The sequence below is a fragment of the Amycolatopsis azurea DSM 43854 genome, from assembly GCF_001995215.1.
In the GTDB taxonomy this organism is placed as follows: domain Bacteria; phylum Actinomycetota; class Actinomycetes; order Mycobacteriales; family Pseudonocardiaceae; genus Amycolatopsis; species Amycolatopsis azurea.
In genome coordinates this window covers 1-14,856 of sequence record NZ_MUXN01000008.1, presented here as the reverse complement: position 1 = coordinate 14,856, position 14,856 = coordinate 1, and the positions used below count along the sequence as shown (strand labels likewise).

The window sequence follows — 14,856 nt, the reverse complement described above, 5'->3', positions numbered from 1 at the left end:
TTTAGCGGGCTAAACGCGACGCGCCCATACTGGGGCCAGCCCAGGAAAGGAGCCGTCTTGCGAGCGACTGTCATCTACGGCGCCGGCGACGTACGCGTCGAGACCGTCCCGGACCCGAAGCTGAGCGAGCCCACCGACGCCCTCCTCCGCGTCGTCCGCGCGTGCATCTGCGGCAGCGACCTCTGGCCGTACGGCAGCATGCCCGCGCGCGACCGCGGCGTCCGGATCGGTCACGAATTCCTCGGCCTCGTCGAGGCCGTCGGCGCCGACGTCACCACGCTCAAGACCGGTGACCTCGCCGTCGCGCCGTTCGTCTACTCCGACAACACCTGCCAGTTCTGCCGCGAAGGCCTCCACACCTCCTGCTTGCACGGCGGGCACTGGGGCGCGAAGGGCGTCGACGCCGGTCAGGGCGAGGCCGTCCGCGTCCCGCAGGCCGACGGCACCCTGGTGAAACTGCCGCACACCGAGGACGACAACCTGCTCGCCTCGCTCCTCACGCTCTCCGACGTCTTCCCGACCGGCCACCACGCCGCGGTCAAGGCGGGCGTGAACGAGCGCACCACGGTCACTGTCATCGGCGACGGCGCCGTCGGCCTCTGCGCGGTCCTCGCCGCGAAGCGACTCGGCGCCGAGCGCGTCATCCTGATGGGCCGTCACCAGACCCGTACGGACCTCGGCCGCGAGTTCGGCGCGACAGACGTCGTCTCCGAGCGTGGCGACGAAGGCATCGAGAAGGTGCGAGAGCTGACGAACGGCGAAGGCACGCACACCGTCCTCGAATGCGTCGGTACGAAGCCCGCCTTCGAGATGGGCGTCGGCGCGGTCCGCCCCGGCGGCACGGTCAGCCGCGTCGGCCTGCCGCAGTACGCCGAGGGCCCGATCGGTCCTTCACTCTTCCGACGCAACATCACCGTCACCGGCGGGGTCGCTCCCGCCCGCCACTACATCCCCGAACTGCTCGACGACGTCGCCGAGGGCAGGTACCACCCGGGCAAGGTGTTCGACCGGACCATCGGGCTGGAAGAGGTCCCCGCCGGTTACCGCGCGATGGCGGATCGCGAAGCGCTCAAGGTGCTCGTCAAGCCCTGACTGGAATACCTTGTCATCCATGGACATGATCACCCCGGAGCCGCGTCCCGCCTGGATCGCCGGCCGCCCTGAGCAGGGCGCTTCGACGCTCACCGTGCACCACCCGTACGACGGGAGCGAAGTCGCCACCGTCGCGGTGCCCGGCCCGGAGCAGGTCGAGCGAGCGGTGAGCGCGGCGGCGAGCGTCGCGAAGGAGTTCCGGCGGTCCTCGGCGCACAGCCGCGCCGCGGCGCTCGATCACGTTTCGCGGGTCATCGCCGGCCGGGCCGAGGAGATCGCCGAGGTCATCACCGCCGAGAACGGCAAGCCGCTCAAGTGGGCCGACGCCGAGGTTCGGCGCGCGGTGTCGGTCTTCCGGATCGCCGCCGAGGAGGCCCGCCGGTTCAGCGGTGACCTGCAGCGCCTGGACACCGACCCGGCGGGCGAGGGCAGGCTGGCCCTCACCCGCCGTGTCCCGCGCGGCCCGGTGCTGGGCATCGCGCCGTTCAACTTCCCGCTGAACCTGGTGGCGCACAAGGTCGCGCCGTCGCTCGCGGTCGGCGCGCCGATCATCGTCAAACCCGCGCCGCGCACGCCGCTGGCCGCCCTGATCCTCGGCGAGATCCTGGCCGAAACAGACCTGCCGGAAGGCGCGTTCTCGGTGCTGCCGCTCGGCAACGAGGAGACCTCGGCGCTGGTCGCGGACCCGCGTCTGCCGGTCGTGTCGTTCACCGGTTCGGGTCCGGTCGGCTGGTCGCTGGCGGACGCCGCGCCGCGCAAGCACGTCGTGCTCGAACTCGGCGGCAACGCGGCCGCCGTCGTGCTCCGGGACTGGCCGGACCCCGAAGGCGCCGCGCACCGGATCGCGACTTTTGGCAACTACCAGGCCGGGCAGTCCTGCATCGCCGTGCAGCGGGTCATCGTCGAAAGCGAGATCGCCGAGGAATTCGTGCCCGCCCTGGTGGAAGCCGTTCAGTCACAGCAAACCGGTGACCCCTACGACAAGAACACCGACGTGGGACCCGTCGTCGACGAAGCCGCCGCGGAGCGGATCGTGGCCTGGATCGACGAGGCCGTCGCCGCGGGTGCGAAGATCCTCACCGGCGGCAAACGGGACGGCGCGACGGTGGAGCCGACCGTGCTCACCGACGTCCCACCGTCCACAAAGGCCTGGGCGGAAGAGATCTTCGGCCCGGTGCTCGCGGTGTCCATTGTGGATGGGGTCGACGAGGCTTTCGCTTCGGTCAACGAATCCGCGTACGGCTTGCAGGCCGGAGTGTTCACCCGCGACGTGCATCTCGCCTTCTACGCGTCGACCGAACTGGAAGTCGGCGGCGTGATCATCGGTGACGTCCCGTCCTACCGCGCGGATCAGATGCCTTACGGCGGCGTCAAAGGATCAGGCGTCGGCCGCGAAGGCGTTCTCGCTGCGATGACCGACCTCACCGAAGAACGCGTCACCGTCTTCACCGGCATCGACCTTTAGGCCGGGGTGACGGCCTGCGCGAACCCGAAGACCTTGTCCGGGTCGTAGGTCTTCGCCACCTGCTTGAGCCTGGTGGCGTTGTCGCCGTAGTAGGCCGTCATCCAGTCGGGCAGGGCGGGGTCGATATAGTTGACGTAGCCCCCGCTCAGCCCGATCCCCGTCACCACTTCCGCGACGGAATCCGTTGCCGCGGAACGGTTGCGCGTATCCGCCTGGCTGTAGATCTGCACGCTGCCGATCGCCTTCCGGTGCCAGAACGCGGTGGCATCCGGCGCGACGTCGGCGACGGCGCCGCCGAGACCGTCGACCAGGAGATCCATGCCGCGCCTGCCGTTGAGGATCGATGTCAGCTTCGCGGGATCCGTCGGCTCGCCAAGAATTCGCGACGAGGCTACAAAGGACTGTCGGCTCTCACTGCCGGAGAAGTACTTCATGGCACCGAGATAGTCGAGCTGCTTCACCGTCCGTGTGCCGTTGATCTTGCCGGTCAACCTGTCCAGCACCTTGGCGAGCGAAGCGGAATCGCCGACATAGCAGCCGGAAATCCTCGCGCCGACGGGAGATCCACCCGACAGCACGACGTTCGCCCATAGTTCCGGCGGGGCCTCGGGCAGCCAGCGCTGCCACTCGGCGAGGACCTCGTTCGCACTACCCGCCGGGAAATGCAAGGAGAACACCGAAACGACCGAAGGCGACGGGTCGGTGCGAAAAGTGAACGACGTGACGACACCGAAGTTGCCGCCGCCACCGCCGCGCAACGCCCAGAACAATTCGGGCTCGGAATCCGCCGACGCCGTCCGGAGTTTCCCGTCCGCAGTGACGACCTGCGCGGACACCAGGTGATCGCAGGTGAGTCCGTACTTGCGGGCGAGGACACCGATACCGCCACCGAGCGTCAGCCCGGCGATCCCGACGCTGGGGCAGGAACCCGCCGGCAGGCAACGACCCGCGCCACCGAGCTTGGCGTAGACGTCCTTGAGCTTGGCTCCCGCACCGATCACGACCTGTTCTCCCCGAACGTCCACTGAGGACATTCCACCGAGGTCGATCATCAAGCCGCCGTCGGGAACCGAATACCCGGCATAACTGTGGCCGCCGCTGCGAGCGGCGATCGGGACCCGCCTGGCCGCCGCTTCGACAGCGGCCTGCACGTCCTCCGGCTTGGCGCATTTCGCGATCGCGGCGGGCTTGAGCCCGTCGAAGGCCGGATTGAACACGCGTTTGGCGCTGTCGTATCCCGAATCCCCCGGCAGGAGCAGGGAAACCTTGTTCCGCAACGCGGCCCAGTCCGGCGGTCCGGACGGCGCCGAGAAGCTGGTACTCGGCGGCGGCGACACGCCAGGAGCCGAGGTGGGCGCTTGTGCGGGAGGCGCGGCGGAGCACGCCGTCGCGGCCGCCCCGACCGCGGTCGCGCCGGCGAGCTTGAGAAAGTTCCTTCGCCCCAACTTCATACTTGTGAAGACGCGCGGGTCACGGCGAGGTTGTGCTGATCACCCGGCCGGGTCAGCGGTACTCGGGGTTCTCGAAATCAAAGCGGCAGCCCGCGTCCCACTCCGAGCGCTGGTTCCCGTGGGCGGGAATGCCACCAGCACGGTGCAGCATCGAGGCCAGATGCAGCAGATTCCAGGTCATGAACGTGGTGTTCCGGTTCGTGAAATCGTTCTCCGGCCCACCGGAACCGGCGTCCAGATAGGACGGACCGGGTCCCGCCTCCCCGATCCACCCGGCGTCCGCCTGGGGCGGGATGGTGTAGCCCAGATGCTGAAGGCTGTAGAGGACATTCATCGCGCAGTGCTTGATCCCGTCCTCGTTCCCGGTGATCAGGCAACCGCCGACACGACCGTAATAGGCGTACTGGCCGGCGTCGTTCAGCAGCGACGAGCAGGCGTAAAGCCGTTCGATGACGCGTTTCATCACCGAACTGTTGTCGCCCAGCCAAATGGGCCCGCAGAGCACGAGGATCTGCGCGTCCATCACCTGCCGGTACAGCTCCGGCCAGGCGTCGGAGGCGGCGCCGTGCTCGGTCATGTCGGGCCAGACGCCGGTCGCGATGTCGTGATCGGCGGCGCGCAGCACGGAGACCTCGACGCCGTGCTTGACCATGATGTCGCGGCTGATCCCGATGAGGCCGTCGGTATTGCTCTTCTCCGGGGATCTCTTGAGTGTGCAGTTCACGAACAGGGCCTTGAGACCGCTGAAGTCGTAGTCCATCGCTCAAGGACACCACCGGTGTCCGCACGGCGGAAGCCCCCGAAGGCTTACGGAATTCTTTTCGTCAGAGCCAATGCGGGAGCGGCGGTACCTCGCCGTCCAAAGTGGATCCGTCACCGCGGCCGGTGATCCAGGCAAGGACATCGCCGGGCGAGCCGGTCACCTTGACCGCGTCACCGGTGCCCATCCGCCACTCGCGCCGGGTCCCGTCGTCGCCGACGGCGACCAGGAGAACAGCGGGAAGCCCATCACCGTACGACGCGATCGCGATGCTCACGACCACTTCGAATTCGCTTCCGAGGAGAGCGGCGACACGGGCGAAGTCGTAGCCGAAGTCCAGGTCCACGAGATGAATCGAAGCTTCGGACAGCCGCTTGCCCAGCACACCTTCACCGGTCATCGTCCGGCCGAGGCGATCACGCGCCTCACCGGTCCACGCGTCGTCGGGCAGGGATGCCGCCAGGTCCGTGAACCGCTCGCCCGAGTCCACCACGTCGGCCACGATCTCCTCTGCGGATCGGGCGGCTCCGGCTTCGATCCCCTCGTCACGCGCCGTGGCGGTGGCGTACATCGGTGTCTCGACACCGGTTTTCGCCCAGTTCAGCAGATTGCCGAGGGCGTCGGCGTTGCGGGCGACATGCGACATCAGATGCGCCCTCGCCCAGCCCGGAAGCGCGCTGGGTGCGCGCACGGCCGTCTCGTCGAGTCCACGGGCCACGAGCGCCCACTCGTCGTGCAGGGTGCGTACCCGGGCCAACAGCGCGTGTGCGCGTTCGGAAGCGGTCACTCACCCAACCTACCGCCGAAGTGCGGCCGGTGCGTCCGCCGGAACCGAAGGATTCTTGGGCGAGATCGGCTCCAGCCGCGCGTACGCCGAGTCCTGCGACGGCCGATTGTCCTTTTCGCCCTTGTTGGGCCACAACGAGAACGCCCGCTCGGCCTGTGCGGTGATGGTCAGCGAAGGGTTCACGCCAAGGTTCGCCGTGATCGCCGATCCATCCACAATGGACAGACCTGGGTAGTTGAAGACCCGGTGGTACGGGTCGATCACCCCGTTGTCGGGCGCCGTCCCGATCGGGGCGCCGCCGATGAAGTGCGCCGTCAGCGGGATGTCGAAGATCTCGCCCCAGGTGCCGCCCGCCATCCCGCCGATGCGCTCGGCGGTGCGGAGGTTGGCCTCGTGCCCGGCGGGGATGAAGCTGGGGTTCGGCTCGCCGTGGCCCTGTTTGGAGGTGTACTTGCGGCGACCGAAGAGGCCGGGCTTGGTGTAGGTGGTGATGGAGTTGTCGAGGCTCTGCATCACCAGCAGGATCACCGTGCGCTCGCTCCAGCGGTAGCCGTTGAGCAGGCGGACCGTCTGGACCGGGTGCTTGAGCATGAAGTTCACGGCCTGGCGCCAGCGCGGGACCGTCGAATCGCCTTCGGTGGCGATGGTCTGGAGCAGGCTCATCGCGTTGCTGCCCTTGCCGTAGCGGACGGGCTCGATGTGTGTGTTGTCGTCCGGGTGGATCGACGACGTGATCGCGACGCCGCGGCTGAAGTTCCGCGCCTCGTCGACCGAGGTGCGGGCGGCGCCGATGATGGCCTCGGAGTTGGTGCGGGTCAGCTCGCCGAGACGCGGCGACAGCTTCGGCAGCTTGGCGGTGTCGCGCATGCTGTGGAGCAGGTTCTGTGTCCCCCACGTGCCCGCGGCGAGCACCACCTGCGCGGCCGTGAGCTTGTGCCGGAACTTCCGCGAGGTGGTCCCGGTCTTCTTGATGCTCACCTCGTACCCACCTGCGTTTAGCGGGCTAATCGCGCTCACGGTGGTGAGCGGGATGACCTGCGCGCCGTCCTTCTCCGCGAGGTAGAGGTAGTTCTTGACAAGGGTGTTCTTGGCGCCGACGCGGCAGCCGGTCATACAGGCGCCGCATTCGGTGCAGCCGGTGCGCGCCGGGCCCGCGCCGCCGAAGTAGGGGTCCTCGCTGCGCTCCCCCGGCTTGCCGAAGTACACGCCGACCGGCGTCGGGTGGTACGAGCCCGGGACGCCCATGTCCTCCGCGACGCCCTTCATCACGACGTCCGACGGCGTGACGCTGGGATTGGTGACCACGCCCAGCATGCGACTGGCCTGGTCGTAGTGCGGGCCGAGTTCGGACTCCCAGTCGGTGATGTGGGACCACTGCGGGTCGACGTAGAACGGCTTCAGCGGGCGGTAGAGCGTGTTCGCGTAGACCAGCGAGCCGCCGCCGACACCCGCGCCGGCGAGCACCATGACGTCCTTGAGCATGTGGATGCGTTGGATGCCGTAGCAGCCGACCTGGGGCGCCCAGACGTAGCGGCGAAGGTCCCAGGACGTCTTCGCGAACTCGTCGTCGGCGAAGCGGCGGCCCGCCTCGATGACGGCGACGCGGTAGCCCTTCTCGGTCAGGCGCAGGGCAGCGACACTGCCGCCGAACCCGGAACCGACGACGATCACGTCGTAGTCGAAGTCGTCTTCAGTGGTGGTGTTACTGGCAGTCACACCCTCGACTGTAACCCCGGCCACCTCTTCTGACCAGAGGTAAGTTACTCGCCGGTTACCTTTCGCCTGGTGCATGCTCGGACTGGTGATCGACGAGTTCGCGAAGGAATACCTGCACAGTGACCTGCGAGAAATCCGCGAAACGATGCTGGGGAAGCTCGACGGACTGTCCGAGTACGACATCCGCCGTCCGCTGACGTCGACCGGAACCAACCTGCTCGGTCTGGTCAAGCATCTGGCGACGTGGGAGGCCCGGTACTTCGGCGAGGTCTTCGACCGGCCGTTTCCCGAGGCCATCCCCGAACGCGGCACCGATCTGTGGGCGACCGAGCACGAGACCCGCGGGGAGATCACCGGCTTCTACCGGCGCGTCTGGGCGCACTCCGACGCGACCATCGCCGCGCTCGACGTCGACTCGCCCGGCCATGTGCCCTGGTGGCCGCGCCCCGACGTGAAGCTGTTCAACGTCCTGGTCCACATCCTCACCGAGACCAACCGGCACGCCGGGCACGCCGACATCCTGCGGGAGCACCTGGACGGCACCGTCGAGGCACCCGGCGAGGACGCGGCCTTCTGGGAAGCCCGGCGGACGGAGATCGAACGTGCCGCCCGGGCAGCAGGGGCCTGACCACGCGACTGGAAACGCGGAAATCCCGGAACCTGCTTACAGTTCCGTGGACGGGGTTACCGAGGAGAGGAACAGGCGGGTGAGCGCCAGCACGCGACAGCCGCCGGAAGACTGGGTTCCGGTGGAACACCGGCTCCTGGGACTCGATCGGCGGACTTTCAAGCCTGCGCTGATCGCGCTCGGCATCGCTCTGGTGCTGATCTACGGGCTCCCCGCGCTGAACGCCGCTATCCCGTGGCGCAACGAGATCCGGGCCGGTGACGTACTGGATCTCGGCGCCGGGGCGACGGCCGTCCCGCCGGTGGGCTGGCAGCTGGAGAGCGGGACCCTCACCGGATCCGGCGCTCCGGCGAACCCGGCGAGCCTGCAGATCACGATCGCCGCGGGCGGCGCGTCGATCGAGTTCCGCGGCACCGGGTACACCGGATCGGCGGAAGCATTCCTCGACCAGGTCGAACGGGCGGAAGGGAACACGCCCGGCGTCGACGGGGAGCGAGGCACGGTCACGACCGCCGCCGGGCTGACCGGGGTCGCGCAAGCAGGCACCGGACCGGGCGGCGACGCACTCGACGTCGCGTTCAAGGTGCCTGGCCCGGTCAGGCCGCCGACACCGCGCCGGCGTTGCTCGTCCGGGTGCGCACCGCACCCGATCAGTTCGAGCACTACCGCGACGACGTGACGTCGCTCCTGCGCAGCATCACTCCCGGAGCGAACCGATGAGCGGCAAGGCGGCGCAGCTGACCGCGATCGAAGAGTCAGGCTGGGGAACCCCCTTCCGTTTCCTCCAGCGGCACAACCTGGCCTTCTGGGTCTACCTGCTCGGCCTGGGCGGGGGTGCGCTGACGATCGTGCGGTACTTCGGCTCCACGGGCTACTACACCCCGGCGCTGGCCGGAGGCGTCCTGCTGTTCGGGCTCTACCTCGTGCCGTGGCTGATGCTGCTACGTCGGCAGAACCGCTACACGTCCCAACCGGCAGGGCTGCTCGCGGCGGGATTCGCCTGGGGCGGTGTCGCGGCACCGTTCTGGATCGCGCTCCCCGCCAACAGCGCGCTGCTGGAGATCTGGGCGAAACTGGGCGGCACCGCTTTCGCCGGGAACTGGGCCGCCGGGCTCACCGCCCCGATCACCGAGGAATGGGGCAAGGCGCTCGGCCTCGTCCTGCTGATCGGGCTCGCGCCACAGCTGATCCGCAGCGCCTACGACGGGTTCATCATCGGTGCGTTCATCGGCCTCGGCTTCCAGGTCTTCGAGGACGTGCTCTATGTGTACAACGGCGCGGCCCAGAGTTTCGGCGCCGACCAGTTCACCACCTCGCTGCAGGTGTTCGCCGCGCGCGGTGCCTCCGGGATCGTGTCGCACGCGCTGTTCAGCGCCATCTTCTGCGCCGGGCTGATGTGGATACTGGGCCGCGAACGCCGCGTCGCACTGGGCGTGTCGAGCATGCTGGCGGCCATGGTGTTCCACTTCGCGTGGGACGACATGGGTGGTATCGGCGGCGGGCCGCTGGCCGTGGCGCTGCCGTTCGTGATCGCGGTGATCGAGCTCGTCACGCTGTTCGCCGTGCTGCGCCGGGCCGCCCGCGTGGAACGCGGCTGGATACGTGACCTGCTCGGGCCGGAGGTCGACGCCGGGGTGATCGACACCGCCCTGCTCGACGCCGTCAGTGGCCTGCGCAAGGACCGCCAGGCCTACCGCAAGCACGTGCCCGGCCGCGGCCGGGCACGTCACCACGTCGAAGCGGCGGGTGACCTCGCCCGGGAAATCGCCCGGGCCGGCGGCCGGGAAACGCACCGGGTCGCCCACGCCCGGGCCGAGGTCGCACGGCTCGGGTAAGACCGCTCCGCGCGACTTTAGCGGGCTAAACGCGAAACAGGAGGGGCGCATGGGGCTTCTGGGGCACCTGAGCGCAAAGCGGCCCGGGTCGCGTTTAGCGGGCTAAACGCGACCCGGGCCGGGAGCGAGCGTCAGCGACGGACGGTCAGGCCCACCCGCTGGAACTCCTTCAGGTCCGAGTAGCCCGTCTTCGCCATCGCGCGGCGAAGCGCGCCGAAGAGGTTCACGACGCCCTCAGCGTCCGAGGACGGCCCGAACAGCAGCGTCTTGAGGTCGACGGCGTAGTCCGGCCCCAGTGCCACGCGCGAACGCGGCAGCGACGGGTGCGCGGCCGCCGACGTCCAGTAGAGCCCCTGCCCCGGCGCCTCGGAGGCGGCGGCCAGCGGCGCGCCCAGCATGACCGCGTCGGCACCGCAGGCGATGGCCTTGGCGATGTCGCCGGACACGCTCATCCCGCCGTCGGCGAGCACGTGCACGTACCGGCCGCCGGTCTCGTCGAGGTAGTCGCGGCGCGCGGCGGCGGCGTCGACGATCGCGGTCGCCATCGGCGTCCCGATCCCGAGCACGCTGTCGGTGCTCGTCACGCCGCGGCTCGCGCCGTGCCCGACGATGACGCCGGCCGCGCCGGTGCGCATCAGGTGCATCGCGGTGCGGTAGTCACTGACGCCGCCCGCGATCACCGGGACGTCGAGGCGCCCGATGAAGTCCTTCAGGTCCAGCGGCTCGGCGTCGCGCTGGACGTGCTCCGCGGAGATGATCGTGCCCTGCACGACGAGGATCTCGACGCCCGCCGCCAGCAGGTCCGGCGTGAGCTCGGCGGCGTGCTGCGGGCTGACCCGCGCGGCCACGGTGACACCGGACTCGCGGACGGTCTTGATCGCCTCGGTCAGCAGGTCCAGCCGGATCGGGGCGGAGTGCAGTTCCTGCAGCTCGCGCACGATCGCGGTCGGGTCCTCGGTGTCCTCGGCGGCCCGGACGAGGCGGAAGATCGCCTCCTCGACGTTCGGGTGCCGGGCCCAGAGCCCTTCGGCGTTGAGGACGCCCAGCCCGCCGAGCTCGCCGACGGCCACCGCGGTACCCGGCGACACGATCGCGTCGGTGGGGTGCGTGACCAGCGGCAACTCGAACCGGTACGCGTCGATCTGCCAGGCGGTGGACACGACCGAAGACGACCGGGTGCGCCGCGACGGCACGATCTCCACGTCATCGAGGTCATACGCCCGCCGCGCGGTGCGGCCCATGCCGATCTCGACCAGATCCCGCACGTCAAGTCCCTTCTCAACGACGACCGTTACACCCCATTGTCGCTAGGCCGCGTGGGTGACCTGCGACGGGGCTCCCGAACCGGGCCCGAAGTCACACCAGCCCCGCTCGCCCCACCCGTTTCGCGTTTAGGGGGCTAAAGTCGCGCGGGTGGGACAGGTGGGGCGCGTGGGTCAGAAGGAGACCTTCTCCACCGAGTCGGTCCGGAGGACGGATTCCTGCGCGAAGGCGGCCTTGTAGGCGGTCCGGATCTCTTCGATCTCGCGGTTCGCGTCGCGGTCGCCGAACGGGTACACGACGACGATCACCTTCGACTTCTCCCGCGAGATCACCCCGTCCGAGCCGCGCCACTGGCCGCGTCCGGTCAGCTCGGTGAACCCGTCCGGGAACCTCGGCGTGACGACCTGGTCGGTGAACGCGGTGAACTCGGCGTCGGTCAGCTCCCCGCCACCCGGCTTCGTCGTGCCGAAGTACAGCTCGGTGCGCTTCCACAGCTCACCCGGCGACGCCTGGAGACCGGCCGCCTCGACGGCCTGAGGCGTCGCAGGCGCGGCCGAAGCGCTGGGGACGGCCGAAGCCGCCACCCCGCCACCGAGTCCGAGGGCCGCGGCGGCGAAGACGGCCAGCGCGGTCCGGCGCGACGTAGGCGAAAAAGACATCCGGTTCCTCCCAGGAGACTTGATCAGCGGGCCAAGTCTCCCGGGAACGGAACCGGATGGGTAAGTGTCCTAAGGGGCGGACTAACGGGTGGTGTAGTTCGGCGCCTCGACGGTCATAGTGATGTCGTGCGGGTGGCTCTCCTTGAGCCCGGCCGCCGTGATCCGCACCAGCTGCGCCTCCTGCAGCTCGGGGATCGTCGACGCGCCCGCGTAGCCCATCCCGGACCGCAGCCCGCCCACCAGCTGGTGGACGACGTTCGCGAGCGGCCCGCGGAACGGGATCCGCCCCTCGATGCCCTCGGGGACCAGTTTGTCCTCGCTCAGCACGTCGTCCTGCGCGTAGCGGTCCTTCGAGTAGGACTTCGCCTGGCCGCGCGACTGCATGGCGCCCAGCGAGCCCATGCCGCGGTAGGTCTTGAACTGCTTGCCGTTGACCAGGATCAGGTCACCGGGCGATTCGGCGGTGCCCGCGAGCAGGCTGCCGAGCATCACCGTGGACGCGCCGGACGCGATCGCCTTCGCGATGTCGCCCGAGTACTGGATGCCGCCGTCGCCGATGACCGGGATCCCGGCCGGGCGAGCCGCCTGGTCGGCCTCGTAGATCGCGGAGATCTGCGGGACGCCGACCCCGGCGACGATGCGGGTGGTGCAGATGGAGCCGGGACCGACGCCGACCTTGATCCCGTCCGCGCCCGCCTCCACCAGCGCCTGCGCGCCGGCCCGGGTCGCGACGTTGCCGCCGACGATGTCGACGGTCTCGCCCAGTTCCTTCTTCAGCAGCGCGACGGTCTCGACGACGGCGCGGGAGTGCCCGTGCGCGGTGTCGACCATCAGCACGTCCACCCCGGCGTCGGCCAGCGCCATCGCGCGCTTGTGCCCGTCCGGCCCGACACCGACGGCGGCACCGACGAGCAGGCGGCCGTTGGGGTCCTTGGATGCGTTGGGGTACTGCTCGGTCTTGACGAAGTCCTTGACCGTGATCAGCCCGCGCAGCTTGCCCGCGCCGTCGACGATCGGCAGCTTCTCGATCTTGTGGCGGCGCAGCAGCCCGAGCGCGGCCTCCGCGGTGACCCCGACCTGCGCGGTGACCAGCGGCGGCTTCGTCATCACCTCGTGCACGGCACGGGTGTGGTCGACCTCGAATCGCATGTCGCGGTTGGTGATGATGCCCACCAGGTTCCCGGCGGCGTCCGTCACCGGCACACCGGAGATCCGGAACCGCGCGCACAGGGCGTCGACCTCGGCGAGGGTGTCCTCCGGCGAGCACGTGACCGGGTCGGTGACCATGCCGGCCTCGGAACGCTTCACGACCTCGACGGCGGCCGCCTGGTCGTCGATCGGCAGGTTGCGCTGCAGCACACCCATCCCGCCCTGGCGGGCCATGGCGATCGCCATCCGGCCTTCGGTGACCGTGTCCATGGCGGCGGAGACCAGCGGGATGTTCAGGGTGACGTTGCGGGAGAGCCGGGTGCGGGTGCTGACCGCACTGGGCACCACATCGGACTCGGCCGGCAGCAGCAGCACGTCGTCGAAGGTCAGCCCGAGCATGGCGAACTTGCTCGGGACGGGGGCGGTGACGCTGTCGCTGGTCATAGCAGGCGTGGGGCCTTCCTAGCGGTGACTAATGAGAGCCGCCGTGGCTTGTGACAACACGGCGGGGGCCTGCCCCTCATGATATCCGGGCCGGGCGGCCGCCCGGCCCGGGTGGGCGCCCGGTAGCGTGCAGGCGTGCCGCAAGATGCGTTGCCCCCAGACCCGTTCGCGGATGACCCGGACGACCCGGCCCGCGCGTTCATCGACGACGCCGACCGGCTGGACGAGCCGATCAGCGACGAAGAGCGCACCGAGTTGCTGGCCGACCTCTCCGATCTCGCCGTCTACCAGGCGCTTCTCGAACCGCGCGGCGTACGCGGGATCGTGGTCGACTGCGGTGAATGCGACGAACCCCACTACCACGACTGGCATCTGCTGCGCGCCAGTCTCGAGCAGCTGCTCGCCGATGGCCGCATGCGGCCGCACGAGCCCGCGTTCGATCCGAACCCCGGTGACTACGTGAGCTGGGACTACTGCCGTGGTTTCGCGGACGGTGTCACGGCCAACGAGAGCGCCTACTGACTTGCGTTTAGCGGGCTAAACGCGATTTGGGCCGGAACGCCGAAAGGGCCTGGTGAGAGAGATCTCACCAGGCCCTTTCGGTGTTCCGGGGTGTTACTGCGTCTCTTGGGCCGCGGCCGGCGCCTGCACTCCGGCGCCCGTGCCCGGCGTCGGCTCGTTACGGGAGCCACCGGGGTCGTTGCCCGAGGCCGGTGGCGTCGTCGACGTCGTGGGCGGCGGCGGTTCGCTGCTCGAGGTCGGCGGAGTCGGGCTGGGGGTCGTGGTGCCCGGCAGGCTGGTGCCGGGGTTGCCGCCTCCGGGCAGCGACGTCGGCGGAGCGGTCGGCTGCGGAGTGGGCGGCGGGGTCGTCGCGACCGGCGTCTGCGTGGGCGACTGCTGATCCGGCGGCAGCGGCTGCTGACCGGGATTCTGCAGCTGGGCACTCAGCTGACGGTGCTGCTGGAGCAGCTGATCGCGGTTTTCGTCGTCGGTCACCTGGCTCAGCGCGGCCTGTGCCTCGTCGAGCGCCTTGCGCGCGTCGTCGAGGCGCCCGCCGGCGAGCGCGAGGTTGGCCTTCTCCAGATCGAGTTTGGCCGCTGCGGCGGCCTCGACCGACCGGGCGTGGTCGGCGTAAAGCACCTTGGTCAGGCCCCAGAGCGTGTCACCAGGCTGCGCGTCCTTCGCGGCGAGACCGGTACCGGCGAAGGCGATGGCCAGGACGGCCGCGGCGGCGGCCACCGGGACCAGCAGCCGGCGTCTTCCCCCGTGTTTGCGGGCGAGCGCGGCGGTCTTCACGGTGACGACGGCGGTGTCGACGTCGACGAGTTCCGCGAGCGGTTCGCTGTCGATGTCACGCCGCCAGGCCAGCAGCAGCGCGTTGAGCTCCTGATCGCCGAGGTCGTCGGCCATCTTCGGATCCGAGCCACCGAGCGCGTCGAGCAGCGCGTCATCAGCCTGAACGGCCGACAGATCAGCGGCGAACTCGGCTTCGGAGGACGTCAACCCTCTCTCGAAAGCCGTCAGTTCACGATCGGTCCCAGGGGAGAACCGATGGTCGCGGTCGGTCACTCAGATCACCTCCTCAGCGGCCAGAACCTTACGTAGGC

14 protein-coding genes are annotated in these 14,856 nt (G+C 69.4%); 6 read left to right on the top strand and 8 right to left on the bottom strand.

Features of this window, described 5'->3' with window-relative positions; translation table 11 throughout:
- The first annotated feature begins 57 nt into the window (after positions 1-57).
- Positions 58-1,092: a zinc-dependent alcohol dehydrogenase family protein gene (locus tag B0293_RS11855; protein ID WP_005166680.1), complete on the top strand. Its 1,035-nt coding sequence runs from the start codon at positions 58-60 to the stop codon at positions 1,090-1,092.
- A 19-nt stretch (positions 1,093-1,111) separates the two neighbouring features.
- A complete protein-coding gene (locus tag B0293_RS11850) occupies positions 1,112-2,557 on the top strand; it encodes an aldehyde dehydrogenase family protein (protein ID WP_005166678.1) in 1,446 nt (481 codons plus the stop codon).
- Here the strand turns inward: B0293_RS11850 and B0293_RS11845 are convergent.
- The 4 genes from B0293_RS11845 to B0293_RS11830 form a co-directional block, all read right to left on the bottom strand.
- Positions 2,554-4,008 carry an FAD-binding oxidoreductase gene (locus B0293_RS11845; protein ID WP_039919669.1) on the bottom strand — a complete coding sequence of 485 codons (1,455 nt, stop codon included), beginning with the start codon at positions 4,006-4,008 and terminating at the stop codon, positions 2,554-2,556. The genes B0293_RS11850 and B0293_RS11845 overlap by 4 nt on opposite strands.
- A gap of 52 nt (positions 4,009-4,060) precedes the next feature.
- Positions 4,061-4,768, bottom strand: coding sequence for a flavodoxin family protein (locus B0293_RS11840; RefSeq protein ID WP_005166676.1), 708 nt, complete (start codon positions 4,766-4,768; stop codon positions 4,061-4,063).
- Between the two features lie 64 nt (positions 4,769-4,832).
- Entirely contained in the window at positions 4,833-5,555 is a 723-nt protein-coding gene (locus B0293_RS11835) for a maleylpyruvate isomerase N-terminal domain-containing protein (protein ID WP_005166675.1), read from the bottom strand.
- Positions 5,556-5,564: 9 nt separating this feature from the next.
- Positions 5,565-7,271 carry a GMC family oxidoreductase gene (locus B0293_RS11830; RefSeq protein WP_005166674.1) on the bottom strand — a complete coding sequence of 569 codons (1,707 nt, stop codon included), beginning with the start codon at positions 7,269-7,271 and terminating at the stop codon, positions 5,565-5,567.
- A 73-nt stretch (positions 7,272-7,344) separates the two neighbouring features.
- Between B0293_RS11830 and B0293_RS11825 the strand changes: the two genes are divergently transcribed.
- From B0293_RS11825 to B0293_RS11815, 3 genes are all read left to right on the top strand, one after another.
- Positions 7,345-7,899, top strand: a complete 555-nt coding sequence (locus B0293_RS11825; protein ID WP_005166673.1) for a DinB family protein — start codon at positions 7,345-7,347, stop codon at positions 7,897-7,899.
- Between the two features lie 79 nt (positions 7,900-7,978).
- Positions 7,979-8,578: a hypothetical protein gene (locus B0293_RS11820; RefSeq protein WP_005166672.1), complete on the top strand. Its 600-nt coding sequence runs from the start codon at positions 7,979-7,981 to the stop codon at positions 8,576-8,578.
- A gap of 37 nt (positions 8,579-8,615) precedes the next feature.
- A complete protein-coding gene (locus tag B0293_RS11815; protein ID WP_005166671.1) occupies positions 8,616-9,734 on the top strand; it encodes a PrsW family intramembrane metalloprotease in 1,119 nt (372 codons plus the stop codon).
- Between the two features lie 131 nt (positions 9,735-9,865).
- On the opposite strand, the gene B0293_RS11810 is transcribed toward B0293_RS11815, so the two are convergent.
- The 3 genes from B0293_RS11810 to guaB form a co-directional block, all read right to left on the bottom strand.
- A complete protein-coding gene (locus B0293_RS11810; RefSeq protein WP_005166670.1) occupies positions 9,866-10,999 on the bottom strand; it encodes a GuaB3 family IMP dehydrogenase-related protein in 1,134 nt (377 codons plus the stop codon).
- 171 nt (positions 11,000-11,170) lie between these two features.
- Positions 11,171-11,656 carry a DUF3574 domain-containing protein gene (locus tag B0293_RS11805; protein WP_005166669.1) on the bottom strand — a complete coding sequence of 162 codons (486 nt, stop codon included), beginning with the start codon at positions 11,654-11,656 and terminating at the stop codon, positions 11,171-11,173.
- Positions 11,657-11,737: 81 nt separating this feature from the next.
- Positions 11,738-13,249 carry an IMP dehydrogenase gene (gene guaB, locus B0293_RS11800; RefSeq protein ID WP_005166668.1) on the bottom strand — a complete coding sequence of 504 codons (1,512 nt, stop codon included), beginning with the start codon at positions 13,247-13,249 and terminating at the stop codon, positions 11,738-11,740.
- Positions 13,250-13,384: 135 nt separating this feature from the next.
- Between guaB and B0293_RS11795 the strand changes: the two genes are divergently transcribed.
- Complete coding sequence (locus B0293_RS11795; protein WP_005166667.1) at positions 13,385-13,771, top strand: DUF5319 domain-containing protein; 387 nt, start codon at positions 13,385-13,387, stop codon at positions 13,769-13,771.
- Positions 13,772-13,864: 93 nt separating this feature from the next.
- On the opposite strand, the gene B0293_RS11790 is transcribed toward B0293_RS11795, so the two are convergent.
- Positions 13,865-14,818, bottom strand: a complete 954-nt coding sequence (locus tag B0293_RS11790) for an anti-sigma-D factor RsdA (RefSeq protein ID WP_005166665.1) — start codon at positions 14,816-14,818, stop codon at positions 13,865-13,867.
- Positions 14,819-14,856 lie beyond the last annotated feature (38 nt).